The sequence below is a fragment of the Candidatus Omnitrophota bacterium genome (genome assembly GCA_003598025.1).
Lineage (GTDB): Bacteria > Omnitrophota > Gorgyraeia > Gygaellales > Profunditerraquicolaceae > Profunditerraquicola.
On sequence record QZKH01000002.1, the window covers coordinates 139,295 to 164,085 of the forward strand.

At 41.3% G+C, this 24,791-nt stretch carries 31 protein-coding genes and 1 pseudogene; all 32 read left to right on the plus strand.

Annotation, left to right across the window (positions count from 1 at the left end):
• The first annotated feature begins 1 nt into the window (after position 1).
• The 32 genes and pseudogenes from C4533_00900 to C4533_01055 all read left to right on the plus strand — a co-directional run bounded on the left by C4533_00900 (position 2) and on the right by C4533_01055 (position 24,777).
• Positions 2-796, plus strand: coding sequence for a sigma-70 family RNA polymerase sigma factor (locus C4533_00900; protein RJP29582.1), 795 nt, complete (start codon positions 2-4; stop codon positions 794-796).
• Positions 797-848: 52 nt separating this feature from the next.
• Positions 849-1,220, plus strand: coding sequence for a rhodanese-like domain-containing protein (locus C4533_00905; GenBank protein ID RJP29583.1), 372 nt, complete (start codon positions 849-851; stop codon positions 1,218-1,220).
• Between the two features lie 349 nt (positions 1,221-1,569).
• Positions 1,570-2,073, plus strand: a pseudogene (locus C4533_00910) (thiol peroxidase).
• A gap of 375 nt (positions 2,074-2,448) precedes the next feature.
• Entirely contained in the window at positions 2,449-2,844 is a 396-nt protein-coding gene (locus C4533_00915) for a hypothetical protein (protein ID RJP29584.1), read from the plus strand.
• A gap of 60 nt (positions 2,845-2,904) precedes the next feature.
• A complete protein-coding gene (locus C4533_00920; GenBank protein RJP29842.1) occupies positions 2,905-4,569 on the plus strand; it encodes a 2-oxoacid:acceptor oxidoreductase subunit alpha in 1,665 nt (554 codons plus the stop codon).
• A 9-nt stretch (positions 4,570-4,578) separates the two neighbouring features.
• Entirely contained in the window at positions 4,579-5,427 is an 849-nt protein-coding gene (locus C4533_00925; protein RJP29585.1) for a 2-oxoacid:ferredoxin oxidoreductase subunit beta, read from the plus strand.
• A gap of 7 nt (positions 5,428-5,434) precedes the next feature.
• Complete coding sequence (locus tag C4533_00930; GenBank protein ID RJP29586.1) at positions 5,435-5,896, plus strand: pyridoxamine 5'-phosphate oxidase family protein; 462 nt, start codon at positions 5,435-5,437, stop codon at positions 5,894-5,896.
• 10 nt (positions 5,897-5,906) lie between these two features.
• Positions 5,907-6,392: a hypothetical protein gene (locus C4533_00935; protein ID RJP29587.1), complete on the plus strand. Its 486-nt coding sequence runs from the start codon at positions 5,907-5,909 to the stop codon at positions 6,390-6,392.
• A 2-nt stretch (positions 6,393-6,394) separates the two neighbouring features.
• A complete protein-coding gene (locus C4533_00940; protein ID RJP29588.1) occupies positions 6,395-6,631 on the plus strand; it encodes a glutaredoxin family protein in 237 nt (78 codons plus the stop codon).
• A 1-nt stretch (position 6,632) separates the two neighbouring features.
• The gene (locus C4533_00945) at positions 6,633-7,541 is read left to right on the plus strand and encodes an FAD-binding protein (protein ID RJP29589.1); all 909 of its coding nucleotides are present in this window, start codon (positions 6,633-6,635) and stop codon (positions 7,539-7,541) included.
• A gap of 39 nt (positions 7,542-7,580) precedes the next feature.
• Complete coding sequence (locus C4533_00950; GenBank protein ID RJP29590.1) at positions 7,581-7,976, plus strand: hypothetical protein; 396 nt, start codon at positions 7,581-7,583, stop codon at positions 7,974-7,976.
• 326 nt (positions 7,977-8,302) lie between these two features.
• Positions 8,303-8,503 (plus strand): sulfur carrier protein ThiS, encoded by a 201-nt coding sequence (thiS, locus tag C4533_00955; protein RJP29591.1) that lies wholly within the window; start codon positions 8,303-8,305, stop codon positions 8,501-8,503.
• A 5-nt stretch (positions 8,504-8,508) separates the two neighbouring features.
• The gene (locus C4533_00960) at positions 8,509-9,276 is read left to right on the plus strand and encodes a thiazole synthase (protein RJP29592.1); all 768 of its coding nucleotides are present in this window, start codon (positions 8,509-8,511) and stop codon (positions 9,274-9,276) included.
• 6 nt (positions 9,277-9,282) lie between these two features.
• Positions 9,283-10,395, plus strand: coding sequence for a 2-iminoacetate synthase ThiH (gene thiH / locus C4533_00965; GenBank protein RJP29593.1), 1,113 nt, complete (start codon positions 9,283-9,285; stop codon positions 10,393-10,395).
• A complete protein-coding gene (thiF, locus tag C4533_00970) occupies positions 10,392-11,015 on the plus strand; it encodes a sulfur carrier protein ThiS adenylyltransferase ThiF (GenBank protein ID RJP29594.1) in 624 nt (207 codons plus the stop codon). The genes thiH and thiF overlap by 4 nt, the downstream gene beginning before the upstream one ends.
• Positions 11,016-11,078: 63 nt before the next feature.
• A complete protein-coding gene (locus C4533_00975; GenBank protein ID RJP29595.1) occupies positions 11,079-11,510 on the plus strand; it encodes an Rrf2 family transcriptional regulator in 432 nt (143 codons plus the stop codon).
• A gap of 79 nt (positions 11,511-11,589) precedes the next feature.
• Positions 11,590-12,333, plus strand: a complete 744-nt coding sequence (locus tag C4533_00980; GenBank protein RJP29596.1) for a phosphoadenylyl-sulfate reductase — start codon at positions 11,590-11,592, stop codon at positions 12,331-12,333.
• Positions 12,330-13,304 carry an anion permease gene (locus C4533_00985; GenBank protein RJP29597.1) on the plus strand — a complete coding sequence of 325 codons (975 nt, stop codon included), beginning with the start codon at positions 12,330-12,332 and terminating at the stop codon, positions 13,302-13,304. Before C4533_00980 ends, C4533_00985 begins: the two co-directional genes overlap by 4 nt.
• A 17-nt stretch (positions 13,305-13,321) precedes the next feature.
• Entirely contained in the window at positions 13,322-14,260 is a 939-nt protein-coding gene (gene cysK / locus C4533_00990; protein ID RJP29598.1) for a cysteine synthase A, read from the plus strand.
• Between the two features lie 14 nt (positions 14,261-14,274).
• Entirely contained in the window at positions 14,275-14,790 is a 516-nt protein-coding gene (locus tag C4533_00995) for a bifunctional precorrin-2 dehydrogenase/sirohydrochlorin ferrochelatase (protein ID RJP29599.1), read from the plus strand.
• Positions 14,723-15,697, plus strand: coding sequence for a hypothetical protein (locus C4533_01000; GenBank protein RJP29600.1), 975 nt, complete (start codon positions 14,723-14,725; stop codon positions 15,695-15,697). Before C4533_00995 ends, C4533_01000 begins: the two co-directional genes overlap by 68 nt.
• Positions 15,690-16,343, plus strand: a complete 654-nt coding sequence (gene hemC, locus C4533_01005) for a hydroxymethylbilane synthase (GenBank protein ID RJP29601.1) — start codon at positions 15,690-15,692, stop codon at positions 16,341-16,343. The genes C4533_01000 and hemC overlap by 8 nt, the downstream gene beginning before the upstream one ends.
• On the plus strand, positions 16,333-17,073 hold the full coding sequence (gene cobA / locus C4533_01010) for a uroporphyrinogen-III C-methyltransferase (protein ID RJP29602.1): 741 nt from the start codon (positions 16,333-16,335) through the stop codon (positions 17,071-17,073). Before hemC ends, cobA begins: the two co-directional genes overlap by 11 nt.
• Positions 17,036-18,070, plus strand: a complete 1,035-nt coding sequence (hemB, locus tag C4533_01015) for a porphobilinogen synthase (GenBank protein ID RJP29603.1) — start codon at positions 17,036-17,038, stop codon at positions 18,068-18,070. The genes cobA and hemB overlap by 38 nt, the downstream gene beginning before the upstream one ends.
• A gap of 5 nt (positions 18,071-18,075) precedes the next feature.
• Positions 18,076-19,332 carry an aminotransferase class III-fold pyridoxal phosphate-dependent enzyme gene (locus C4533_01020; GenBank protein RJP29843.1) on the plus strand — a complete coding sequence of 419 codons (1,257 nt, stop codon included), beginning with the start codon at positions 18,076-18,078 and terminating at the stop codon, positions 19,330-19,332.
• A complete protein-coding gene (locus C4533_01025; protein ID RJP29604.1) occupies positions 19,323-20,060 on the plus strand; it encodes a hypothetical protein in 738 nt (245 codons plus the stop codon). Before C4533_01020 ends, C4533_01025 begins: the two co-directional genes overlap by 10 nt.
• Positions 20,061-20,239: 179 nt before the next feature.
• Positions 20,240-21,535 (plus strand): O-acetylhomoserine aminocarboxypropyltransferase/cysteine synthase, encoded by a 1,296-nt coding sequence (locus tag C4533_01030; GenBank protein RJP29605.1) that lies wholly within the window; start codon positions 20,240-20,242, stop codon positions 21,533-21,535.
• A 25-nt stretch (positions 21,536-21,560) separates the two neighbouring features.
• Positions 21,561-22,496 carry a cysteine synthase A gene (cysK, locus tag C4533_01035; protein RJP29606.1) on the plus strand — a complete coding sequence of 312 codons (936 nt, stop codon included), beginning with the start codon at positions 21,561-21,563 and terminating at the stop codon, positions 22,494-22,496.
• Between the two features lies 1 nt (position 22,497).
• The gene (locus tag C4533_01040) at positions 22,498-23,619 is read left to right on the plus strand and encodes a homoserine O-acetyltransferase (GenBank protein ID RJP29607.1); all 1,122 of its coding nucleotides are present in this window, start codon (positions 22,498-22,500) and stop codon (positions 23,617-23,619) included.
• 4 nt (positions 23,620-23,623) lie between these two features.
• Entirely contained in the window at positions 23,624-24,235 is a 612-nt protein-coding gene (gene metW, locus C4533_01045; protein ID RJP29608.1) for a methionine biosynthesis protein MetW, read from the plus strand.
• Between the two features lie 13 nt (positions 24,236-24,248).
• A complete protein-coding gene (locus tag C4533_01050) occupies positions 24,249-24,542 on the plus strand; it encodes a DUF1805 domain-containing protein (protein RJP29609.1) in 294 nt (97 codons plus the stop codon).
• A gap of 13 nt (positions 24,543-24,555) precedes the next feature.
• Positions 24,556-24,777 (plus strand): NifU family protein, encoded by a 222-nt coding sequence (locus tag C4533_01055; GenBank protein ID RJP29610.1) that lies wholly within the window; start codon positions 24,556-24,558, stop codon positions 24,775-24,777.
• The last annotated feature ends 14 nt before the right edge of the window (positions 24,778-24,791 follow it).

Genomic DNA, 24,791 nt, shown 5'->3' on the forward strand with positions numbered 1-24,791 from the left:
AATGATAAATGCGGTTAAAAACCCAACCGAATTATCCCCCGAACAGATATTTGGCCAGTATAAAAATAAGATATACAGGCTTGCGCTTAGCATATCAAGAAACCCTCAGGATGCGCAGGACATTTTACAGAACACTTTCATCAAAATCATCGAAAAATTAGCAACTTTCAAGAATAGGTCCCGGCTTTCTACCTGGATATATAGGGTAGCATATAATGAAGGCCTTATGTTCATAAGGAGCAGGAAAAGGCGGTACGGAATAGCCAAAGATTCATTTTTCAAAGAATTTCCGGCAAGGCCGCTTTACATAGATTGGTCAAAATCATCATTGCGTCATTTATTAAACAGGGAGCTTAAAGATAAGATCGATGATATAGTCGAAAGTTTACCGATAAAATACCGGCTAGCGTTCCTTTTGCATGACATTGAAGATATCCCCATAAAGGATGCAGCTTTCATATTAGGGTTAAAAGGCAATTCTTTTAAGACAAGGTTGCATAGGGCGCATCTCCTGATAAGGGCAGGCATTACCGATTATCTTAAATCCCGCGACGTAAATAAACAAAGAGCGGTCAAAAAATGTGATAGAGCCATTGATTTTATATATGGCTACATAGAAGGCAGGATTGAACCCGGGTTGAGTAATAAATTCCAGAAACATATCGCCAGTTGTCCGGCCTGTGAAAAATTCCTTTTGACTTATAAAAAAGCCTTACTTATAACTCACGCATTACAATGTAAGGACTTGCCTAAAGAACTGCTTACCGCAATGCAGGATTTTCTAGCAAAAAAATGAAACTTTATATATTTCCGGGCATCTAAATTAAAAGAAGAAAAGGAGGAGTATAATGGTAAGAAAGATAACCAGAGATGAATTAAAAGGTATGATTGAATCAGGTGTGCGGTTTAAATTGGTAGATGTCCTGGTTAAAGAACACTTTGATGACGAGCATATAAAAGGAGCTATCTCCTTGCCTTTAAATGAATTAGAGCAAAAAGCCAGCAAATTGCTTAAAAGAGATGATTTGATTGTGGTTTACTGTGCCAGTTTTGAATGCCAGGCAAGCACTAAGGCTGCGGAAAAGTTGATGTCAATGGGTTATAAGAATGTTTTAGACTATAAAGGAGGGCTCAAGGATTATAAAGAAGGCGGGATGCCCTTGGAGGGCCAAAGGTTTAAAAGAGAAGGGCAATCTTGCCAAGCATGTTCTGCATGTTGAAGCTGTTTATTAAGGAGGTGGCATATGATGACAAGAAAAGATGGTTGTATGGTGTGCGGCTTTCAAGAGATTGATATTGGTTGCGGGTGTTTATATGCTCCCGTACTATGTTGTACCAGCAGGGCAAAAAGGAAAATAGCCCATAGAAAGAACAGACGTTCTTAAAGAATTGCTTTTATTGTTTGAGAAGTGGTATAATAAAGGCGCTTGCAGATAAAAGCTAAGGAGGAGGTGGTTTATGAGTTGCGGTAAATGTAAACCCAGAAAGAAAGCTAAGAAGAAGAAATAAGAAGAGAAGGATATTTTGAGGAGGCAGAATGCGTGTCTCCTCCGGAATAATAATAAAAAAATGGCTAAAAAAATCACTATTAAAGGAAATACTTTTAATCTTGTTGGCAGGGCAATAAAAATAGGTGACCCTGCCCCTTTTTTTAGGGTTACTTCCCAGGACCTCAATGAAGTAAACCTATCAGGCTTTAATGACAAAATAAAAGTTGTAACTTTCTTCCCTTCCCTTGACACGCCGGTATGCGATTTACAGGTAAAAGAGTTTAATAAACAGGCATTAAATCTATCCGGTGATATAATTATTTTAGCAATAAGCAAGGATCTGCCTTTTGCGCAGAAAAGATTTTGCTCATCAAATGATATCAATAATATCCAGGTCCTCTCCGACTACAGATTTTCCTCTTTCGGGATAAATTATGGGGTTTTGATTAAAGAGCTTAATCTGCTAGCCAGGGGAGTGGCAATAATAGACAAAACTGATATTTTACGTTATTTCCAGCTGACGGAAGAGCTTACCAGTGCGGTAAATTTTAATGATGCGCTCGGGTCTTTAAAAGAAGTTCTGGCAAGTCCGCAATCGCCAGCTAAAGGAAACGTCCTGAAAAATAAATGTGTACCCTGCGAAGTCGGAGGCCAGTCTTTGCCCCTTGCTAAAGTTAATGAGTTGTTATCTCAGATAAAAGGATGGCAGCTTTTAGAGGATAAAAAAATCGTTAAAGAATTTAAGTTCAATGATTTTATTGAGTCTAAATATTTTCTGGATTTAGTAGCCGTACTTGCAGAAGACCAGGGCCACCATCCGAACATGAGCCTTAATTACAACAGGCTTAAGATAAGCCTTACTACACATGCGGCAGGCGGTTTGACTGATAATGATTTCATTATGGCTAACCTCATCGATGGGCTAAATGCATAATACCATTTAAAAAGGAGGGAAGTGATGGCTGAATTTAAGGATTTACTGCAGACAGCAGATTGGAAAAAAGAGAAGCATGTTCCCGTTATCGAAGCTCAGGATAAAGTAAAAAAAGGCGAAAGCCTTAAGATTTCCGTAAGCGTAGGCAAGGAGATAGCCCATCCCAATACTACCGAGCACCACATAGCCTGGATAAAAGTATATTTTCTCCCTGAGGGGGAGAAGTTCCCTTACCAGATAGGAGAATGCTATTTTTCCACACATGGCGAATCCATCCAGGGCCCGAATACAAGTACAGTCTATAGTAATCCCGAAGCAACCATTGTTATGAAGACAGATAAATCCGGGTTGATCTATACGATATCGTACTGCAATATCCACGGGCTGTGGCAGAATAGTAAACAATTGATTGTTGGATAGGATTGCGATTAAATATAATCTGCAGAATATTGGTACCCAATGAAAGCATTTAATAAAAACATAGAGGATAAAGATTTTTCCATTTTGATCGGCGGTAAGGCCGGAGATGGCATAGACAAGGCCGGGCTTATAATCGCTAAAATAATCAACAGGCTGGGGCTGTATGTTTATATCTATAGGGATTATCCCTCTATTATAAGAGGGGGGCATACTTTCTCTATAATAAGAGCGTCAGCTAAAAGGATCTCCTGCCATAAGGATAATATTGATGTGCTTCTTGCCATAAACCAGGAGACATTCGATTTGCATAAGGAAAGATTAAACGGGGATGGCATAGTTATTTATAATTCAGACAATGTAAAGACCGCTTCTGCCGGTATGTATGGGTTTAACCTTGATGAAGTTGTCAAAAAAGAAAATGGCGAGCCTATAATGCGCAATACATGCATGTTAGGGATTTTGTGCAAGGCTTTAAGTATAAGTAAGGAGCTTCTGGAGGGGGTGTTGCAGGAGGAATTTTCAGGTAAAGGAGATATTAACCTAAAAATTGCTCTTAAAGGATATGAATTAGCTGAAGAACTGACCGGAATAAAGACAGATAAAAATGAAACACTCCCCGTTTTAACTGGCAATGAGGCCATTGGAATGGGCTTGATAAGGGGAGGGCTTGATGCTTATTTAGCTTATCCGATGACGCCGTCTTCAGGTATATTACATTTTCTCGCAGCAAAATCCGGAGATTTCTCTCTGGATGTCATGCATCCGGAAAGTGAAATATCCGTTATGCTTATGGCTTGCGGTTTTGCGTATGCAGGTAAAAAAGTTGCGGTAGGCACTTCTGGGGGGGGATTTTGTTTGATGACTGAAGGCTTAAGCTTCAGCGGTATAGCTGAGCTGCCTGTAGTGGTTATTCTCGGCCAAAGGACCGGCCCGAGCACTGGCCTGCCTACTTATACGGGGCAAACGGAAGTACATTTTGCAATCAATGCAGGGCACGGTGAGTTTCCAAGAGTGGTATTGGCTCCTGGAGATACAGAGGAGGCATTTTACTGGTCAGCATTAGCCTTGAATTTGGCATGGGAATTTCAGATACCGGCTATTGTTCTTTCCGATAAGATGCTTAGCGAAAGCAGTTATAACTTCGATATAAATCTTATACCTAAGGTAAACGAGTATGAACCGGTATTGTGGGATAGAAACGGAGAATACAAAAGGTATTTTAATTCAGATAATCCTGTATCTGGCTTAAGTTTTCCGGGCCAGAAAGGCGCGGTTATAAAAGTTAATAGCTATGAGCATGATGAATATGGCATTACTACGGAGAAGGCAGATATCACAGAGTCGATGCAAAAGAAACGCCAGTCCAAAGAAAGCCTCATAGCGAAAAAATTGTCTACCTATGAAACCATAGGTGTATATGGGGATAAGGGTTCAGATACCGTCTTGTTATGCTGGGGATCAAATAAGGGTGTCTGTAAAGAGTTGGCTGAAGAATTGCATTTAAGGATGATACATCCTAAAGTGCTTTGGCCTTTTCCTGCAGAAGAGTTTACGGCTTCTATAAGAGGGGCAAAAAAAATGATATGCGTAGAGAACAATATCACATCCCAGTTAAGCAGGCTTATAGAGACTTTTGGCAGAAAACCAGACGTAAAGATTTTAAGATATGACGGCAGGCCTTTTAGCCTCGACGGGCTTAGGAAGGAATTAAAGAAGGTTATTTAGAAAGAGGATATGGACCCCAAAATACTTAATACTTATGCTCAAAATACCTGGTGCCCGGGCTGCGGTAATTTTGCTATCCTAAACAGCATAAAATATGTGATTTCTTCTCTTGTCGATGAAGGGCATACTCTGGAAAATTTTGTCCTGGTATCGGGCATAGGCTGTCATGCCAAGATAGTAGATTATATTAATGTGAATAGTTTTTATTCCCTGCATGGCAGGGCTGTACCTCCGGCTGAAGGCATCAAGATTGCAAACGATAAGTTAAAGGTAATAGTTTTTTCCGGTGACGGCGATTCGTACGGAGAAGGAATAGAGCATTTAATATTTGCGGCTAAAAGAAATATAGACATAACGGTCATCGTCCATAACAACAGGGTTTACGGTCTGACTACGGGTCAATTCACCCCTACTTCCCCGCTTGGATACAGAGGGCGTTCTACTCCGCAGGGCACAAAAGAGCTTCCTTTAAATCCATTGGAGGTGATGCTTGCTTCCGGAGCGACATTTATTTCCCGCGGCACTTCCCACGGCTTGGAGTTATTAAAAAAACTGTTCAAAGAAGCCATATTACATAAAGGTTTTTCTATTGTTGATGTTTTACAAGTCTGTGTTACCTACTATAATATGTACGAGTATTATGATAAGAAAACATATGAATTGAGCCAGCACGATTACTCTGACTACGCAAGTGCATTAAACAAAATCAGGGAATGGGATTATAACCGCGATGCGAGCATACCATTAGGGGTGTTTTACAAAAAAGATATTCCCGACGGTGCCTTACCCGTCAAAAAAGGTGCGGATAAATCTCAGCGGCAGGATAACCTCAGAGGCCTGCTTAAAGAATATATCTGATACAGCTATGGCCAAAATCACAGATTCTATAAAAAATTTCTTCGAGAACCAGAATTTTGTGATTATTTCGACAATCGATAAAAACGGGACTTTACATAATTCCTGTAAGGGTATCATTGAAATAAGAGAGCACAGCAAAGTCTATCTTCTGGACCTTTATAAGGCCAGGACTATGGTTAATCTTAAGAATAATCCTAATATAGCCATTACGGCTGTTGACGAACATAAATTTAAAGGTTACTCTATTAAGGGCCAGGCAAGGATAATAAACATGCAGGATTGCCAGCCGCATGTTGTAAAGGCCTGGGAAGCCAAGTTAGCTTCAAGGATAAGCCAAAGAGTGATAAAAAACATGCTCAGCAAGAAAGAGCACCCCTTGCATCCGGAAGCGCTGCTTCCTAAACCGGAGTATGTCATTGAGGTGGTTATACACGATGTTATAGATCTTACGCCACACAACCTAAAATAGAGGAGAGAACATGGGTATATATGCAGGAAGCGAAGTAATTGAAATGGGTATACAGATAGAGAGGAACGGAAGGGATTTTTATGCAGGTTTAGCCAATAAGTCCAAAAATTTGTCTGCTAAGGAGATCTTTAAATACCTTGCAGAGCAGGAAGAACAGCACATTGAGGTATTTAAAAAACTTTTAGCTTCTACTACGAAATTGGAGCCTGTGCCTATTTATGCGCAGGAATATATTGATTATATGAAATTACTGGCTTCCCAGTATGTCTTTACCGAGAATAACACGGGTATGTCTTTAGCTAAAGGAATAAATAGCGATACAGAGGCAGTTGACCTCGGCATTGGTTTTGAAAAAGATTCAATCCTGTTATATGAAGCTTTGAAAAAAGCCGTCACTAGCAAGGATTTAGACATTATTGATGCGTTAATTTCGCAGGAGCAGGAGCACCTCAAGACCCTTATCAGCCTTAAAGATAAGTTAAAGAAAGGAGCGTAATAATGAGTAAACACGTTACGGTTTATAGCACTCCTACCTGCCCGTATTGCATAAGGGCAAAACAGTTTCTCAAAGACAATAATATAGACTTCCAGAATATAGATGTGTCGAGTGACCAGCAGGCGGCTGAAGAGATGGTGCAGAAATCAGGCCAGATGGGCGTCCCTGTCTTGGACATAGAAGGCGAAATTATAGTCGGATTTGACAAAGAAAAGATAAAACAATCCCTGGGTATTTAATATGCTTTATGATGTTATAATAATCGGGGCAGGTCCCGCAGGCATAACTGCAAGCGTGTATTCCGCACGTAAGAAAATAAGCACATTGGTAATAAGCAAGGATATCGGGGGGCAGGCAGCATGGAGCGGCGATGTGGAGAATTATACTGGCTACCAATTTGTTACCGGCCCGGAATTAGCTGCCAAGTTTGAAGAGCATATGCGTAAATATGATATAGCCCTTGAAGAGGGCCAGGAGGCAATAGAGATAGGCAAAGAAGGCAACCTAGTTTTTGTAAAGACCCAAAAAGAAACCTATAAAGCAAAAAGTGCGATCATTGCTTCCGGTAAGAGGTCAAGGGAATTAGGCGTCCCGGGAGAAAAAGAATACAAGAATAAAGGGCTTACTTATTGCGCTACATGTGACGGCCCGCTATTTGCGGGTAAAGATGTGGCAGTTATAGGCGGAGGGAATTCCGCTATGGATGCCGTTTTGCAGCTGATGAATATAGCCAGGCGTGTCCACATTATAAATATCGCGCCTTCTTTAAGCGGCGACGCTATAATGAAACAGAAAGTAGAGAGCGCTAATAACGTGACTATCTTAAATGATAGCCAGGTGCTTGAAGTGTTAGGGGAAAACCTGGTCAAGTCTATTACAGTTAAGAGCGGTAGTAATAAGAAAAACATCCCGGTGGAAGGGATTTTTGTAGAAATCGGGCTCATACCTAATTCTGATTTTGCAAAAACGGTCGAAAAAAACAAAAATGGGGAAATAAAAATAAATTGTTTTAATGAGACAAACCTCCCAGGTATATTTGCTGCAGGCGATGTAACTGATGTGCCTGAAAAACAAATAATAATCGCAGCAGGGGAAGGTTCTAAGGCAGCGCTCGGGGTCTTTAAATATCTGTCCCAGCATGAATTTTAAATTTCTACGCATTAATTCCGCATGTATTTAGTATAAACAATGGCAAGAAAAAGCAAAACAAGGTTTAATGAGCTTAAAGAGTTATTTAAGACCCTTCATGGGCCTAAAGGGTGCCTCTGGGATAAAAAACAGACTCATAAATCACTTATCCCTTATCTGAAAGAAGAAACGGCGGAGTTTATCGCAGCATTAAGGAGCAATAAGCCTCAGTGCATAAAAGAAGAACTGGGTGATATTTTATTACAAGTCATGTTTCATTCACAGATTGCTTCTAAAGAGGGATGGTTTGATATTGAAGACGTAGTCGCTTCATTGATAAGTAAGCTGAAAAGAAGGCACCCCCATGTGTTTTCAGGTGTTAAAGTCAAGTCAACGCACCAGATTATAAGAAACTGGAATAAGATAAAGATACTGGAAAAGTCGGGCAGGTTTTAGTACGCGAGAATTATTGACAACATATAAATAAGGTGCTTAAATAAAATATGCGGGGAGGTCGTTAAACGGCCTGAGAGTTCTGTCAAATAAACAGATTACCCGATGAACCTGAATCGCCTGCAATAAACATATTAGGCGATTTCTCTGAAGCTCCGTTAAGATCAGTTATATGTGAGCGAAGGGGAACTGGATAATGCCAGCGTTCCGAAGTTACGCTATGCGTAAGCCGGAACGTCCCGAATGTAACATCGGGACGTAGGGATACTTGAGATATAATTCAGCCCCTAGGCGTTGGCATAGGGGTTTTTTATTTTATGGGAGAGAGTATGTTTATAAAGATTAACGGTGTGAAGTCAGAAAGCAACAGGTATCTGACAGTTGCAGATTTAGTCAGCGACAAAAAATTTAATCCTAAAACAATTGTTATAGAGCTTAACCGCGATATTATTGATCCCAAAGATTGGCCCAAGACTGTTTTAAAAGAGGGTGATTCGCTGGAAATAATATCATTTGTTGGTGGAGGGTAGCAGAGATGGATGATTATTTGATGATAGGTGGCAGAAAAATAAAGAACAGGTTTTTCTTAGGCACAGGGAAATTCCCGTCCTATTCTTTAATGAAGGATGCGATTGTAAGCTCTGCAGCGGAAGTTATTACTGTTGCATTAAGAAGGGTGGATGATAGCTCAAGAGAGGATAATATCCTGGAATATATTCCCAAAGGGTCTATTCTTATGACAAATACTTCCGGGGCGAGAAATGCCGATGAGGCAGTGCGTATTGCACATCTGGCAAGAGCCGCGGGTTGCGGGGACTGGATAAAGATAGAGATAATAAATGATAATAAATTTCTTCTCCCGGACAACGCCGAGACCATTAAGGCAGCACACATATTAGCAAAAGAGAATTTTATCGTTATGCCGTATATTAATCCGGATTTGATGGATGCAAAAAGATTGCTTGATGCCGGAGCTTCTTCTATTATGCCCTTAGGCGCTCCCATCGGCACAAATAAAGGCCTACGCACTAAAGAGATTATAAAGATACTTATTGAAGAGATTGATTTACCTGTAATTGTTGATGCCGGTATAGGCAGGCCTTCTGCCGCAGCCGAAGCTATGGAGATGGGTTGTTCAGCTGTTTTGGTCAATACTGCAATAGCAACGGCAAATGATCCTGCCATGGCGGCAAGATCATTTTCTAAGGCTGTTGAGGCCGGAAGATTTGCATATCTCTGCGGGTTAGAAGGTGAAAAAGATTATCCTCAGGCATCATCGCCCCTCACAGGATTCTTAAGGTAGCCGGGTATGATAAAAAATTCATTTTACGATATTTATGAAAAATACAAGGCTTTTGATTTTGAGGGGTTTTTTGTTAACGTAAGAGATGACAGAATAACAAAAATTATAAATAAAGATTCTTTAAGAGAAGAGGATTTCCTATGCCTGCTTTCTGATGCTGCAACTGGATTTCTTGAGCAAATAGCGGTTAAGGCAAGGAATATAACAATAAAAAACTTCGGCAGGGTCATCTGTCTTTATGCGCCGTTATATTTAAGCAATTATTGTGAAAATGAATGTTTGTATTGTGGATTCAGCAATCGCAATAAAATAAAAAGGAAGAGGCTAAGCAAGGATGAGCTGGGAACCGAAGCCAAAGCAATCCGGGATACCGGCATACGGCACATTCTTGTTCTGACCGGTGAATCAAGGAAAATGAGCGCGCTTCCTTATATAAGCGAATGTATAGAGACCTTAAGAGAATATTTTACTTCCATATCAATAGAAATATATCCGCTTGAATCTGCAGAGTATAAGGAGCTTATTAATACAGGAGCGGATGGTCTGGCTATTTACCAGGAGACATATGATAGAACAAGGTACCAGGAGTTACATTCAGGCGGGCCAAAAAGCGATTATCTTTACCGTTTGGATGCCCCGGAGAGAGCTTGTATGGCCGGGATAAGAAGCGTAAGCATAGGCGCATTGCTGGGCTTGTCAGAATTTAGAAAGGATATTTTTTTTACAGGCCTGCACGCGAGCTATCTACAGAGAAAATTCCCTAGTGTTGAATTTAGCGTTTCTTTGCCGAGACTACAACCGCAAATAGGCGGTTTCAAGCCTTTTGTCCAGGTTAGCGATAAAGATCTTGTCCAGGCAATGCTTGCTTTAAGGTTGTTTATACCCAGGCTGGGTATAAATATATCTACCCGTGAAAATTCTCAGTTCAGGAGTAATATAATCGGCCTTGGGGTTACGCGTATGTCAGCAGGCTCAAAGACTGAAGTGGGGGGTTATTCTCAGAAACAGAAGACCGAGGGCCAATTTGAGATCCTTGATAAAAGCAGTGTTAGTGAAGTAAAGAATATGATCCGTGAAAGAGGTTACCAGCCGGTGATGAAGGATTGGCAGGTATTATGAATTTATTCGAAAAAGAATTAGCAGGATATTTTGGGCCGCATAAATTGAGGAAAATACAATCTGTCAGGGTCGGGATTGCCGGACTCGGAGGGCTTGGATCAAATTGTGCTTTTAATCTTGCGAGAAGCGGGTTTAAGAAGTTTGTGTTGTGTGATTTCGATGTCGTAGCTGTTAAAAACCTAAATAGGCAATTTTACTTTATGGAACAGGTCGGAATGCAGAAAACCAGGGCCTTGCAGTCAAATCTGCTAAGAATAAACCCGCATTTGGAGATCATAGTTAAAAACAATAGAATAGATGAGAAGAATATAAAAACAATATTTTCGGGGTGCCAAATAGTAGTTGAGGCATTTGATAGCGCGGCTTGTAAGAAAATGGCGGCACAGGCATTTATGAATTCGTCAAAATTATTAGTCTCCGCTTCGGGACTTGCCGGATGGGGCAGGAGCGATGATGTTGTTACCAGAAAATTGAGAGATAATTTTTACCTGATCGGTGATTTAGAATCAGAAGCAAGTAAAATATTGCCGCCATGTTCTCCGAGGGTAAATGTGGCAGCTGCAAAACAGGCCGATGTTATATTAAATTGGGCAATACAAAAAAAATATAAAAAAACTTGACAAATTTACAAAATGTTATATACTTTATCTACTTGATTATATAAGTAATGTTTCGGAGAATTTATGAAGCTATCAGCAAAAGTTGAATATGCTTACAAGGCTGTGTTAGAACTGGCAATAAGGTATGGGGATAAATCGCCTATTCAACTGGCAACTATCTCTGAAGCCCAGGGGATACCAAAGAAATTTTTGACCCAGTTATTCATCAGGTTAAAGAATGCTAACTTAGTTACCAGCGAAAGAGGGGTAGCCGGAGGTTATTATCTTACCAAACCTCCTTCACAGATAGCCTTAGCCGATGTAATAACAGCTATAGATGACAGCATTATGGCTTCTTCATCAAGGAAGAAACTTAACAAGATGAGAGAATCCGAAAAGATTATATTCCGAATATGGAGAGATATAAACGACCAGATAGCGACAAATTTTAAGCACATCACTTTTGATCAGATAGCCGCACAGGTCCGTAATGAGCAGTTAACTTACTATATTTAATTTACAAAATCAGACCCAATGTAGGGTATTTTTTTATTGTTTTAATGATTACTAACTTAATTATAATAATAATGTATCAATAACAGAAAGGAGAAGTAAGGTGAGCTTGTTAAATAACAACGATGATTTGAAGGTTTTAGTGGAGAAGCTAAATTTTAAAGAAAAGGTTGAGCGGTCTAAGGAGCTTATAAGGCAGGCGTATGCGCGTTACGGCGATGCTTTAGTGGTTGCTAACAGTCTGGGCAAGGACTCGGTAGCAGTCTGGGATCTTGCTAAGAAAGTAAACCCTAAGATCCGTGGGTTTATCGTCACAACTAGATTCAAGCCTGCTGAAACCGTTAAATTCATGAATGATGAAGTTTCCCGTTACCCGGAGTTAAAGGTTTATAAAAATGACTCAGAAATACAGGAGCGATTGTACCAGACTGATCCTGATAAATGCTGCGATATCCTGAAAGTTGAGCCTGTCAAACGGGCGATAGAGGAGATGGGGGTTAAGTGCTGGGTGACAGGTCTGCGCTGCACGGAAGGGCGCACCCGTACAGATTTTAAGGAAGTTGAGGAAAGAGATAAAGATTTAATTAAACTTAATCCGATATTAATCTGGAAAGAGCGGGAAGTCTGGCAGTATTTAGCGCTCTATCAAGTTCCGGTTAACCCGCTTTATGCAGAAGGGTATCGTTCTCTTGGTTGCGCTCCCTGCACCAGGATAACCAATGATGATAATGAACGTGCTGGTAGATGGATCGGTACCAGTAAATGCGGCGGTGAGTGCGGGATACATACACGGCCTTTAAAAAATATTGACGGAGGGGGAATTTGAGTATTATTGGTTTAGCGTTAATAATAATCTCAGTTTTTCTGGCTTTAAATATGGGGGTGAGCGGATTTTCTGTTTCTTTCGCGCCTTCATATGGCAGCCGCTTATTGAATAAGAAAAGAGCAGCTTTTCTATACGGCATATTTGTTTTTTTGGGTGGGGTTTTAATCGGCCCGCGTGTAGTTTATACTTTGGTAAATAAAATCTCGCTACAACAGGTTAATCCTGTATCCGGGCTATTAATTTTATTTTCTGCCGGGGTGATGATGTTTTTGAGCAATTTATTGAAAGTTCCGCAATCTACATCGTTTGTTGCTGTAGCCAGCTTCTTAGGAGCTGGTTTATTTTACAAGAAAGTAAACTGGCAGACCATAATACTCATTTTGGCTGTTGCGGTTATATTTTCTGCGCTGTCATTCATCATTACTCTTTTCATTAAGAAACAAATATATCCTCCGAAACCGGGGAATCTGAAACTCTATGAGAATTTTTATATTCATAGGAATAAATTCAAGAAATTTATAATTATTACAGACATATATTCAGCATTCGGGATAGGCACAAACAATGTCGCTAATGTTATAGCTCCTTTAGCTGCATCGATGCCCATAAATCCTATTTTGGCACTTGCAATAGCCGGGCCGCTTTTTGGTGTGGGAGCATATATTTCCGGAGAGAAGGTTATTAATACTGTTTCCCGGGAGATTGTTCCGATAGGAGAGATTTCTGCCACGATAATTTCATTTATTACAGCAAGTTTTGTTATTATTGCTTCTCTTTTGGGTTTACCGACACCGTATGTTCAATTCACAACGTTTTCTTTGCTAGGAATCAGCTGTGTAAAAGACGGACTAAAAGCGACCCTTAATAAGTCAATCGTAAAAAAAATATTGTGGGTATGGATTTTAATACCGATTGCCACGACATTATTAAGTTATATTTTACATTTTATTTTTTATAATCGTGTACGTTAAAGTAGGGAGAATGAATTATGCATAGCAAGGAAAATGATATTTATACCAATATTTTAGGTGCAATCGGCAGCACACCTTTAGTCATGCTTAATCGTATCATTGAGCCCGGGATGGCACAGGTGTTGGCTAAGGTTGAATCATTTAACCCTGGCGGTAGCGTAAAAGACAGGATTGCTAAGGCAATGATTGAAGATGCTGAAGAAAAAGGCTTATTAAAGCCTGGTTCAGTTGTAATCGAACCCACTAGCGGCAATACCGGGATTGGGTTGGCTATGGTCTGCGCGGTCAAGGGATACCGGTGCATCTTGACGATGCCCGATACAATGAGTCTGGAGAGGGTGTATATTTTAAAAGCGTATAATGCCGAAGTCGTTTTAACTCCGGGTAATGAAGGTATGGATGGGGCGATAAAGAAAGCTGAAGAATTGTATCGAAGACTTCCGAATGCCTATACGCCGCAGCAGTTTAAACATCTTGCTAATCCTAAGGTCCATCGCGAGACTACGGCCAAAGAAATACTTTCTCAAACTAAAGGTAAGTTGGATGCTTTTGTCGCCGGCGTTGGTACAGGAGGAACGATTACCGGAGTCGGAGAAGTGCTTAAAGACCATAATAATAAGATTAAGATTGTTGCCGTTGAGCCGGAGAATAGCGCAGTATTATCTGGGAGAAAACAGGGCCAGCATAAAATTCAGGGAATAGGCGCCGGTTTTGTGCCGGAAATATTAAATACGAAAATTATAGATAGAATTATCACTGTTACCGATCAGGAGGCTTACGATGCCACAAGGCAACTAGCCAAAAAAGAAGGAATATTCGGCGGCCCATCTTCTGGGGCCGCTCTGGTTGCGGCTTTAAAGATAGCGCAGGAGCTGGGCAAAGATAAAAGGGTAATCACGATATTTCCTGATACGGGAGAAAGGTATTTTTCTGTAACCCAGTATTTTGAATTTTAACCGAGGCTAAGGCGATGAATGAATTTTACTATCCCATAGCTCTAAAGATTAAGGGCAAGAGTGCGTTGGTCATAGGGGGGGGCAAGATTGCAGAACGCAAGATAACGACCTTGCTTAAGTTTAGGGTGCGTATTCGTGTAGTTGCACCAGATTTAACCCCAGTATTAAAAAAGCATTTTGAATCCGGATCTATCGTTTGGCGGCGCAGGGTAGTTAAGCCGCAGGATATTAAAAACGCTGATATTATTGTTGCGGCTACATCTGATCCAGTAGTTAACAAAAAAGTAAGCAGATGGGCTAAAAAAGAAAACATTTTGGTAAATGTCGTAGATGAACCTGAATTAAGTAGCTTTATTTCGCCGGCAATATTATCTGCATCAAGGGCTATTGTGGCCGTGTATACACATGGCAGGGATCCGGTATTGTCCCGGGATTTGAAGAATTTCTTGAAGGAGAATTGGAATGGATTTTTATCTTATAGGAGTAGATTACAGAAGCGCATCATTAGAGAAACGGGAAGAAGTTTATAAGAAGCGGCATCTTTTAGAGGCTTTCTTAAAGGACGGTTTTGGCGGCCGCGCTGCTGTCATTTTTACTTGCAATAGGATAGAAATTTATGGTGTTGCCGAAGGCCTTTCGCAGGCAGAGCAGGATGTTAAGAGGTTACATTTTTCTTACGGGAACTTTTTCGAAAATGGGTACAATAAGCTGGGCGAAAAAGAAGTTTTCTTACACGCTTTGCGCCTTGCTTCCGGCTTAGAATCACAATTGAAGGGAGAGGCCCAAATTTTGGATCAGCTTGAATCTTGGTGCTTGCAAGGGCCTCTTCCTTATGCTTTGCGGCAGTTGTTGTCCGAGGCGCTTATTTTGTCCGGCCAAATAAGGTTAAAATCAGGATTATACGGCCATGCGGATAATATCGCTGGTTTGGTTATCAGGCAATTATCAGTGTTGCCCATGCGAAAAGATAAATTCAAGATCGCTTTGTTAGGTACCGGTAAAGTAGCCGAACTTTTTTCCAGGTTACCTTTTGATAATATTTTCATCAGTTTTGTCGCGCATAAAAATTTATCCAAGGCAAGATATTTAGCAGGTGAATGCAGAGGTGGCGTCAGCTCTTTCGCAGATTTACCGTATCTGCTTTTAGATGTTGATGCGTTGGTAGCAGCAACTGCCAGCCCGCATTTCGTATTAAGAGAGGATCATTTTATCAGTAGCATAGAAAAACGCACCTCTCCTTTATATATATATGACCTGGCTTTACCAAGGGATATAGACCCGAAAGTAAGTAAGCTAAAAAATGTTATCTTGCGTAACCAGGATGATTTAAAGGCCGAATTTGAGGAACACAATAGGCGCTTAAACAGAAAAATCAGTTTAGCTGAACGGCTGATTGATGAAGTAGCTTACAATTGGCAGGAGAAGACATATGCTTAAGGTAATAAAAGCCGGTTCCCGGCCAAGCCGGCTGGCAATAGAGCAGGTCAAAGAAATACAGTCATTATTGCCTGAGGTTAGGCTCAAACAGGTATCAATAGATACAACAGGAGACCTTGATAAAAATACTCCGTTGTTTTTAAGGGAGGGTTCGGATTTTTTTACAAGGGAGATAGAAAATGCATTAATAATAGGCAAGATTGATGCAGCAATACACAGCGCCAAGGACTTAGAAGTTAATCCTCCGAAAGAGTTGGTTACTGCTGCGATAACAAAATCGATTAGTATATACGACTGCCTGGTTTCGCGCGGTAATTTGCCTTTGGATAAATTGCCAGGAGGCTCCATAGTGGGCACAAGCAGTTTTTCGCGTAAACAGGCTATCATCGGATATCGAAGCGACCTTAAGCCGAAGGATATACGTGGCAACATCGACGAAAGGTTGAAACAGCTGGAAGAAGGAAATTATGATGCTGTTATCATAGCCCATGCAGCGCTGCTTCGCCTGGGTTATCAGGATAAAATAGCGCAGGTTATTCCAACTAATATCATTAAACCCAATCCTTTACAGGGGTGCCTGGCTATACAGGTCTTAAGAACAAGAAGGGATTTACTGGAACTATTCGGGAGGCTGCATGCAAATTAGAAAAGGAAAGGTTTATATTGTCGGAGCAGGCCCCGGGGACTGGAAACTTATCAGCGTAAAGGGGCTGGAGGCGATAAAGAATGCCGAGGTTATCGTGTATGATTTTTTAAGCTCAAAGGCATTATTAAGATTCGCAAGGAGCAAGACTGAGATAATCTGCGCCGGTAAATCCGACGGATTGCATATTATGGAACAGGGCAGTATTAATAGGCTTATTTATAACAAAGCCAGGCATGGCAGGATTGTCGTAAGGTTAAAAGGCGGCGATCCTTTTCTTTTCAGTCGCGGGATAGAAGAGGCCTTATATCTAAAGAGGAAAGGAATAGATTTTGAGATTATACCCGGGGTCACTTCGGCTTTTGCCGCACCTGAAAGTTTTGGGATACCGCTATCAAGGAAAGGAAAGTATTCTTCAGTCGCTGTTCTGGCAGGCAGGAAAAGCAATAAGGCAGATCTCGATGCGCCTTTATGCGATACGCTTGTGTATTTAATGGGGGTGGCAAATATAAAAAATATCGTAAAGGCAGTTTTAAAGTCCGGCAGGGACAAGCTTACACCGTGCGCCTTCATTGAAAAAGCCACAACGAATGACGAAAGGATAATCACCGGTAATTTATCAAATATAATTGACAAGGCTTATGAATATTCTGTGAAACCTCCGGCAGTGCTGGTGATAGGACAGGTTGTAAAATATGGCAAGAGACTTATACCCAAAAAATATCGAAACTAAAGACCTGATTTATCCTTATTTTGTTATTGAAGGCAGATCAAGGAAGCAGGCTATTGATTTATTCCCGGGCGTATATAGATTTTCCGTAGATAAACTTTTAAGTGAGCTGGATAGTACGGTCAAGCTGGGGATAAATAAGATTCTTCTCTTTGGGATTCCAGATAAAAAAGATATTTATGGAAGCCAGGGATATAAAGAAGATAATATTGTCTCTACAGCTGTCCGGGCTATTAAGAAAAAATTCAGGAATATTACAATATTTACTGATGTTTGCTTATGTGCATATACAGAGAATGGACATTGCGGAATAACAAGGGCATCCCTCGACTCGGTTCGATTACGCTCACCACAAGCCGCTCGGGACTCCCTCGGCCTGAATAAAGTCGGAGGCCTTCGGTCGCAAGTCAGTATAGATAATAAAAAGACTTTGGAGGCATTAAGCAGGATCGCTTTAGCACATGCTAAGTCCGGTGCAGATTGGGTTGCCCCATCAGCTATGGCAAAGGAACAGGTTCTAAGTATCCGTAACGCACTGGATAGGTCCGGGTTTACAAAGGTAAAAGTCATGGGATATTCTGCAAAATTCGCTTCAAATTTCTACGGACCTTTTCGTGAAGCTGCAAATTCTGCTCCTCGTTTTGGAGATAGGCGCAGTTATCAACTGGATTATCTTGATTATGAAAAAGCAGCAGAAGAGATACAGGATGATATTAATGAAGGCGCAGATATGGTTATGGTCAAGCCTGCATTGAGCTATTTGGATATTATCAGGCAAGCGAAAGATAATCTTAATTGCTTCTCGAAAAACAGGATATCGCTGGCTGCCTATAATGTAAGTGGAGAATATGCCATGGTTAAATATGCTTCCAGGCGCAATATATGCGATGAAAGAAAAATAGTTACTGAAATACTTTCTTCCATAAAGCGTGCAGGAGCAGATTATATTATTACGTATCATGCCAAGGACGCAGCAAAATGGTTAAAAGAAAGTTATTAAGAGAGATGAGATATCTGGCTAAAGCTGGTGAGTTTCTTGCCGGAGGAGTTAACAGCCCCGTGCGCAGCTTTAATAAGATTGGGATAAAGCCGGTATATATAAAGCGTGGCGCCGGTTCAAAGGTATATGATTATAAGGGCAAGCGTTATATAGATTATTTACTTTATTGGGGCTCGATAATCCTGGGGCACAAGTATAAGCCGGTTATACGAGATGTAAAAAATTCGCTTAATAAAGGTTTTGGATTCGGTACCACAAATGACAGAGAAATAGAATTGGCAAGAATCATAAAGAAGGCAATTCCTTTCGCAGAAAAGCTGAGGTTCGTTAATTCCGGGACCGAAGCGGTAATGTCGGCGGTAAGGCTGGCAAGAGGTTTTACGAAGAGGGATATCGTCGTAAAATTCACAAATTCTTATCATGGGCATGCTGATTATTTGCTTGCTAAAGGCGGCTCAGGTTTGGCTACTCTTAGATTACCTTTTAGCAATGGCATACCCGATAATTATTTAAAAGATACTATTGTCATCAAGGCAGGCGATGAGGATGCCTTGAACAATATATTCAGGAAACACGGCGTGAAGATCGCTGCGGTTTTGGTGGAACCCGTGGGTGGAAATTATGGGGTTATTCCACCTGATATTAATTTTTTACAAAAATTAAGGCGTATAACCGATGCTTATAGGTCTGTCTTGATTTTTGATGAAGTTATCACCGGTTTTCGTTTTAGTTTTAGTTCTGTTGCGCAATCTTTTGGGATAAAGCCGGATTTGATCTGCCTTGGCAAGATAATTGGCGGAGGCCTTCCTATTGGAGCGTATGCAGGCCCAGCTAAAATCATGGATAATCTTGCTCCGGAGGGTAAGGTTTATCAGGCTTCCACATTTTCCGGCAATCCTATAGTGATGCAGGCAGGCATTAGCTCCCTAAGCGCGCTGGCTAAACTAAAAAGACTATATCCGATGCTGGATACGATGGCCCGTTTTTTATCCAGCCATATTGAGGATATAGCCAGTATCGAGGGAGTTGACTTAAGAATCCCTTATTTTGGCGGTATGTTTAGTTTCAACTTCAGAAATAGCAGTACATTCAGGGAGTTTTATAAGCTTATGCTTAAAAAGGGAGTGCTTTTTGCCCCTTCTGAATTTGAGGCCAATTTTATTTCATTTGCCCATTCCAAGAAAGATATCGAAGATACCATTTCTGCTTCCAGATGGGCGCTAAAAGAGTTAAGAAAAAGGAGAATGCGTAGATGGACATAGATTACGATGGATTAAAGAGGCGAGGTTTTCTTAGGCAGAGGCAGGATGGTTTCTTTGTCGTACGGACCCGTATGTCTAATGGCGTATATTCCAAAGACCAGATAGATAAAATAAACGAGATAGCCGTTAAATTCGGCAAAGGTTTTGTACATGCCACGACAAGGCAGGGCTTAGAAATCCCCTTCATCAGGTTCGAGGATATTGAGAGTGTAGAGGCGGAATTAAAAAAAGCCAGTTTAGATACCGGGACATCCGGGCCGCGCTTGAGGACAACAACGACCTGCCCGGGGACAGAATGGTGCAAATCCGCGCTTATTAATACTTTTTCGCTTTCAGGCAGGATTGAGAAAGAGCTTAACATAAGGTGTGCAATGGATTTGCCGCATAAATTTAAGATATCGATTTCCGGATGCCCTAATACATGCACCCGCCCGCAGGCCAGTGAAATAGGCATTCACGGAGAAGCGGATCTAAAATCATCCCAGCGGCGTATTGCTTATGCGGTTTATTTGGGAGGCTGCGGAGGCCGTACTCCCAGAACAGGCTTTAAGCTGGATAGATTGTTCAGCGAAGACGAAGTCCTGGTAATAGTTGAGAAAGTTGTAAGGTTCTTTAAAGATAATGCTAAACCGAGGCAAAGGTTAGCATTATTAATCGAAGAGTTGGGAAGAGAAGTGTTTTTAAAAACATCCGGGCTTAAAGAGCTGATTATACAACAAGGAGGGTAGATAAAAAATATGCCTGTTACTTTTAGCGGTAATTTTAAATACTGCGTATTTTCTGTTCTTGCTTATAAGGATAAGGTTGATTCTTGGTTTTCCTTTCCAATGCAGGTTAAAAAAATATTGTTAATTACCACTGTTTGAGGGATAATAAAAAATAAGCATTTTAAAAATAGGAGGAAATAATGAGTAAAAATGACAAAACATTGAAAGCAGAATCAATCCTTTTACACGGCGGACAGGAGCCTGATCCCGCAACCGGTGCACGAGCCGTCCCCATATATCAAACTACGTCTTACCAATTCAAGAGCACGGAACATGCTGCAAATCTGTTTGGCCTTAAGGAGTTCGGTAATATATATACGCGCCTAATGAACCCCACAACGGATGTTTTAGAAAAGAGAATGGCTTTACTTGACGGGGGAGTTGGAGCCTTAGCTGTTTCAAGCGGGCAGTCTGCTATTACCCTGGCGCTCTTAAATATCGCTCAGGCAGGCGATGAGATCGTTTCCGCAGATAATCTATACGGAGGGACATATACCTTATTCCATTATACTTTCCAGCGCCTTGGCGTGAAGGTGAGGTTTGTCAAATCAAACGATTTAGATGCTTTTCAGAAAGCGATTACTCCAAAAACCAAGGCCATTTATGCAGAATCTATCGGCAACCCAAAGCTGGATGTAGCTGACCTTGAAGGTATTTCAAAGGTAGCGCATAAGAATGGCGTACCTTTTGTCTTGGATAATACCGTATCGCCATATCTTTTAAAACCCATAGATTACGGGACAGATATAGTGGTATATTCCGCGACCAAATTCATAGGCGGGCACGGCACCTCGATAGGCGGCGTAATCGTTGATTCGGGGAAATTCGACTGGACTAACGGCAAGTTCCCTCTGATTTCCGAGCCCGACCCCAGTTATCACGGAATAAATTTTGTAGAAGCCCTAAAGCCGCTCGGAAATATCGCATATATTATCAAGGCAAGGGTTACACTTTTAAGAGATATAGGTACAGCCATGTCGCCGTTTAATGCTTTTCTTTTCTTGCAGGGGCTTGAGACTTTACACCTCAGGATAATAAGGCATTCGGAGAACGCCTTGGCGGTAGCTAAATTCCTGGAGAAACACCCAAGGGTGGCCTGGGTTAATTATCCCGGATTAGATTCGAGCCCGGAAAAGGCAAGGGTTAAGAAATACCTCTCCAGGGGCGCCGGTGCCATAATAGGTTTTGGGATAAAGGGGGGAGCTAGCGCCGGAAAGAAATTTATTGATTCACTTGAATTAGTTTCCCATCTTGCCAATATCGGCGATGCCAAGAGCCTGGCGATACACCCTGCGACTACCACACATCAGCAATTATCCGAGCAGGAGCAGTTAGATACCGGAGTAACTCCTGATTTCGTGCGCTTATCAATTGGCATCGAGAATATAGACGATATTATCAAAGACATAGAGCAGGCTTTAAATAAAAGTAAATAGAGCATATAGTTAGGAGGTTACAATAATGGCTAAAATATTTAATGATATCACAGAAACCGTAGGTAATACTCCTTTGGTAAAAATAAATAATATCACAAAAAATACAGGAGCCACTGTTTTAGCAAAGCTCGAGTTTTTTAACCCTCTTTCCAGTGTCAAAGACAGAATCGGGGTAGCTATGATAGAGGCAGCTGAGAAAAAAGGCCTGCTTAAAAAAGGCTCTGTTATAGTTGAGCCCACAAGCGGCAATACGGGTATTGCGCTTGCTTTTGTTGCCGCAGCCAAAGGCTACAAGTTGATTTTGACTATGCCGGATACTATGAGCGTTGAAAGGCGCCAGTTGCTAAAGATACTTGGAGCAGAGTTAGTATTGACAGACGGCACAAAGGGGATGAAGGGGGCAGTGGATAAAGCCGAAGAGATCGCAAAAGGCATGCCGAACAGCTTTGTCCCGCAGCAGTTTAATAATCCGGCTAATCCCGACATACACAGAAAGACCACGGCTGAAGAAATATGGTCAGATACACAAGGGGCCCTGGATATATTTGTTGCAGGAATCGGGACCGGTGGTACAATAACTGGTGTTGGCGAGGTATTAAAAAGCAGGAAACCGTCGGTAAAAATCATCGGCGTTGAGCCTATTGATTCTCCGGTATTATCCGGGGGCAAGCCCGGACCGCATAAGATACAGGGTATTGGCGCCGGCTTCATCCCGGGGGTACTTAATGTCAAGCTGCTTGATGAGATTATTAAGGTAAGACATGAAGACGCGGCATTTGTGGCAAAGGAACTTGCCAGCAAAGAAGGGATTTTTGTCGGTATTTCAAGCGGAGCTGCTATGTGGGCAGCTTTAGAGGTTGCAAAAAGGCAGGAATCAAGAGGTAAAACTATCGTAGTCGTCCTTCCGGACACAGGAGAAAGGTACTTGTCTACCTGGTTATACCAGGAATTTCTGAATTAACATGAAGAGCAAAGGGTTAGGAATAGTTAAAGAACAATATTTTGAATTCGCTGATAGTCCCCATGAACTTAAGCTTGAGTCGGGACAAAAATTGGGTCCGATCACTCTTGCATATGAAACTTATGGCCAGCTTAGCCAAAATTCGGATAATGCCATATTAGTCGCACATGCCCTTTCGGGAGACGCGCATGCCGCTGGTTTTCATGAAGGCGATAAAGAACCCGGCTGGTGGGATGCGATGATCGGACCAGGCAAAGCCCTTGATACTGATAAATACTTTGTAATTTGTTCTAATGTAATCGGAGGATGCAAGGGCAGCACAGGACCGTCCTCTATAAATCCTGAATCGGGGAAACCCTATGCTCTGGATTTTCCGGTAATAACTATTGCAGATATGGTAAAGGCCCAGAAGCACCTGATTGACCATCTGGGGATAAAAAAATTATTATGTGTCATAGGCGGGTCTATGGGCGGGATGCAGGCCTTACAGTGGGTTGCTTCATACCCTGAGAATGTATGTTCGTCAATACCTATTGCTACAGCCTTGAAACATTCGCCACAACAAATAGCTTTTGATGAGGTTGGCCGGCAGTCTGTGATGGCTGATCCGAACTGGGATAACGGCAATTATTACGGTAAGGCAGAGCCCGACAGGGGCCTTGCTGTTGCCCGTATGATCGGCCATATAACATATATGAGCGATCAGTCAATGGAAGAGAAATTCTCCCGGCGCCTTAAGGACAAGAATTATAGCTTTAAATTTACAGCTGATTTCGAGGTAGAGGGGTATTTAAAATACAGGGGAGAGAATTTTGTAAAAAGATTTGATGCAAATTCCTATCTGTATATAACCAAGGCTATGGATTATTTTGACCTTTCACAAGGGAAATTGTTCCCGCGGGATAAAAAAATTAACTTAAGATTTCTTGTCATAGCGTTTAAATCCGACTGGCTTTATCCTTCTTACCAGTCCCAGGAGATAGTGCGCCAGTTAAAGACAAGGGGCCTGGATGCAACATATTGTGAGATAAAGTCGACTTACGGCCATGATGCGTTTTTAGTGGAGATAGAAGAGCAAACGCGTTTGATCAAGCATTTCTTAAAAAAGACTTACAACGGTTAATAAAATGCAGGATAGTAAACTGAAATCAGCTTCTTTGGATCATAGGGTTATTTTTGACATAGTCAAGGACTCTGCGAAGGTCTTGGATTTAGGCTGCGGGGACGGAGAGTTAATGTATCTTTTATCCAGGGATAAAGGAGCTTCAGTCCAGGGCATCGAGCTTGATTATGAGGCAATCCATAAGTGCGTAGAGAAAGGCTTAAGCGTTTTTCACGGCGATATAGACAGCGGTCTTCATGAATATCCGAATAAATCATTTGATTATGTAATACTTGATCAAAGTTTACAGCAGGTTAAGAAAGCTGACTATGTCATCCATGAAGCATTGCGTGTAGGCAGGCAGGTAATAGTGGGTTTCCCCAATTTTGCATTCATAAAATCTAGGTTTATGATGTTTTTCTGCGGCAAGGCGCCGATAACCAAATCGCTTCCTTATCATTGGTATGATACCCCTAACCTTAAATTTTTGAGCATCTCAGATTTTAAAGGCTATTGCCGGGAAAAAAAGATAAAGATTGTTAAAGCGTATTATCTGGGTAAGAAAAGTTTAATCAGGTTATGGCCAAACCTTTTTGCGCTAAATGCAATTTTTGTCATTGAAAACGGCTCCGGATAAAACAGGGGAATAAATGTCTGTTACGGTAAAGAAGATAAGGGCCGGCAAAAAGTATATCGATGCCCTGGTAGTAAAACTCCAGAGCAAGAACTTGGTCCTGATAAGAGGTTCCCGTGGGTATATTATGTGCGGGTATCTTGACTTAGGTGCCGCCGAGAAATTTAAGGATACTGCAGTGGTTGTCAAAGGTGTTGAAGATATTGATGACGTATTAAAATCTAAGGTATATTCTTGCACGAGCGAAGCTTCAAAATTAGGCATATATGCAGGGCAACCGATAAAGGATATATTAGAAATCATCTGCTAAAAAGGGGTAACCGATGAAAGAAAAAGTTGAGAAAGCTCTAAATAAAGTGCGCCCGATGCTGGCTGCTGACGGAGGAGACGTAGCGCTTATCGATGTAACAAAGGACGGAGTGGTGAAGCTTAAATTGACCGGTAGCTGCGGGTGCTGCCCGATGAGCCAAATGACATTAAAGATGGGTATTGAGAGGATCTTGAGAGAAGAAGTCCCCGAAATAAAGGAAGTAATCGCAATATAAGTTTTTCTCTTCTT

Excerpts from the sequence above, each read along its gene's own strand:
- C4533_00900 (RJP29582.1), top strand. The coding sequence starts at position 2 with ATGATAAATGCGGTTAAAAACCCAACCGAATTATCCCCCGAACAGATA.
- C4533_00905 (RJP29583.1), top strand. The coding sequence starts at position 849 with ATGGTAAGAAAGATAACCAGAGATGAATTAAAAGGTATGATTGAATCA.
- C4533_00915 (RJP29584.1), top strand. The coding sequence starts at position 2,449 with ATGGCTGAATTTAAGGATTTACTGCAGACAGCAGATTGGAAAAAAGAG.
- C4533_00925 (RJP29585.1), top strand. The coding sequence starts at position 4,579 with ATGGACCCCAAAATACTTAATACTTATGCTCAAAATACCTGGTGCCCG.
- C4533_00930 (RJP29586.1), top strand. The coding sequence starts at position 5,435 with ATGGCCAAAATCACAGATTCTATAAAAAATTTCTTCGAGAACCAGAAT.
- C4533_00935 (RJP29587.1), top strand. The coding sequence starts at position 5,907 with ATGGGTATATATGCAGGAAGCGAAGTAATTGAAATGGGTATACAGATA.
- C4533_00940 (RJP29588.1), top strand. The coding sequence starts at position 6,395 with ATGAGTAAACACGTTACGGTTTATAGCACTCCTACCTGCCCGTATTGC.
- C4533_00945 (RJP29589.1), top strand. The coding sequence starts at position 6,633 with ATGCTTTATGATGTTATAATAATCGGGGCAGGTCCCGCAGGCATAACT.
- C4533_00950 (RJP29590.1), top strand. The coding sequence starts at position 7,581 with ATGGCAAGAAAAAGCAAAACAAGGTTTAATGAGCTTAAAGAGTTATTT.
- thiS (RJP29591.1), top strand. The coding sequence starts at position 8,303 with ATGTTTATAAAGATTAACGGTGTGAAGTCAGAAAGCAACAGGTATCTG.
- C4533_00960 (RJP29592.1), top strand. The coding sequence starts at position 8,509 with ATGGATGATTATTTGATGATAGGTGGCAGAAAAATAAAGAACAGGTTT.
- thiH (RJP29593.1), top strand. The coding sequence starts at position 9,283 with ATGATAAAAAATTCATTTTACGATATTTATGAAAAATACAAGGCTTTT.
- thiF (RJP29594.1), top strand. The coding sequence starts at position 10,392 with ATGAATTTATTCGAAAAAGAATTAGCAGGATATTTTGGGCCGCATAAA.
- C4533_00975 (RJP29595.1), top strand. The coding sequence starts at position 11,079 with ATGAAGCTATCAGCAAAAGTTGAATATGCTTACAAGGCTGTGTTAGAA.
- cysK (RJP29598.1), top strand. The coding sequence starts at position 13,322 with ATGCATAGCAAGGAAAATGATATTTATACCAATATTTTAGGTGCAATC.
- C4533_00995 (RJP29599.1), top strand. The coding sequence starts at position 14,275 with ATGAATGAATTTTACTATCCCATAGCTCTAAAGATTAAGGGCAAGAGT.
- C4533_01000 (RJP29600.1), top strand. The coding sequence starts at position 14,723 with ATGGATTTTTATCTTATAGGAGTAGATTACAGAAGCGCATCATTAGAG.
- hemC (RJP29601.1), top strand. The coding sequence starts at position 15,690 with ATGCTTAAGGTAATAAAAGCCGGTTCCCGGCCAAGCCGGCTGGCAATA.
- cobA (RJP29602.1), top strand. The coding sequence starts at position 16,333 with ATGCAAATTAGAAAAGGAAAGGTTTATATTGTCGGAGCAGGCCCCGGG.
- hemB (RJP29603.1), top strand. The coding sequence starts at position 17,036 with ATGGCAAGAGACTTATACCCAAAAAATATCGAAACTAAAGACCTGATT.
- C4533_01020 (RJP29843.1), top strand. The coding sequence starts at position 18,076 with ATGAGATATCTGGCTAAAGCTGGTGAGTTTCTTGCCGGAGGAGTTAAC.
- C4533_01025 (RJP29604.1), top strand. The coding sequence starts at position 19,323 with ATGGACATAGATTACGATGGATTAAAGAGGCGAGGTTTTCTTAGGCAG.
- C4533_01030 (RJP29605.1), top strand. The coding sequence starts at position 20,240 with ATGAGTAAAAATGACAAAACATTGAAAGCAGAATCAATCCTTTTACAC.
- cysK (RJP29606.1), top strand. The coding sequence starts at position 21,561 with ATGGCTAAAATATTTAATGATATCACAGAAACCGTAGGTAATACTCCT.
- C4533_01040 (RJP29607.1), top strand. The coding sequence starts at position 22,498 with ATGAAGAGCAAAGGGTTAGGAATAGTTAAAGAACAATATTTTGAATTC.
- metW (RJP29608.1), top strand. The coding sequence starts at position 23,624 with ATGCAGGATAGTAAACTGAAATCAGCTTCTTTGGATCATAGGGTTATT.
- C4533_01050 (RJP29609.1), top strand. The coding sequence starts at position 24,249 with ATGTCTGTTACGGTAAAGAAGATAAGGGCCGGCAAAAAGTATATCGAT.
- C4533_01055 (RJP29610.1), top strand. The coding sequence starts at position 24,556 with ATGAAAGAAAAAGTTGAGAAAGCTCTAAATAAAGTGCGCCCGATGCTG.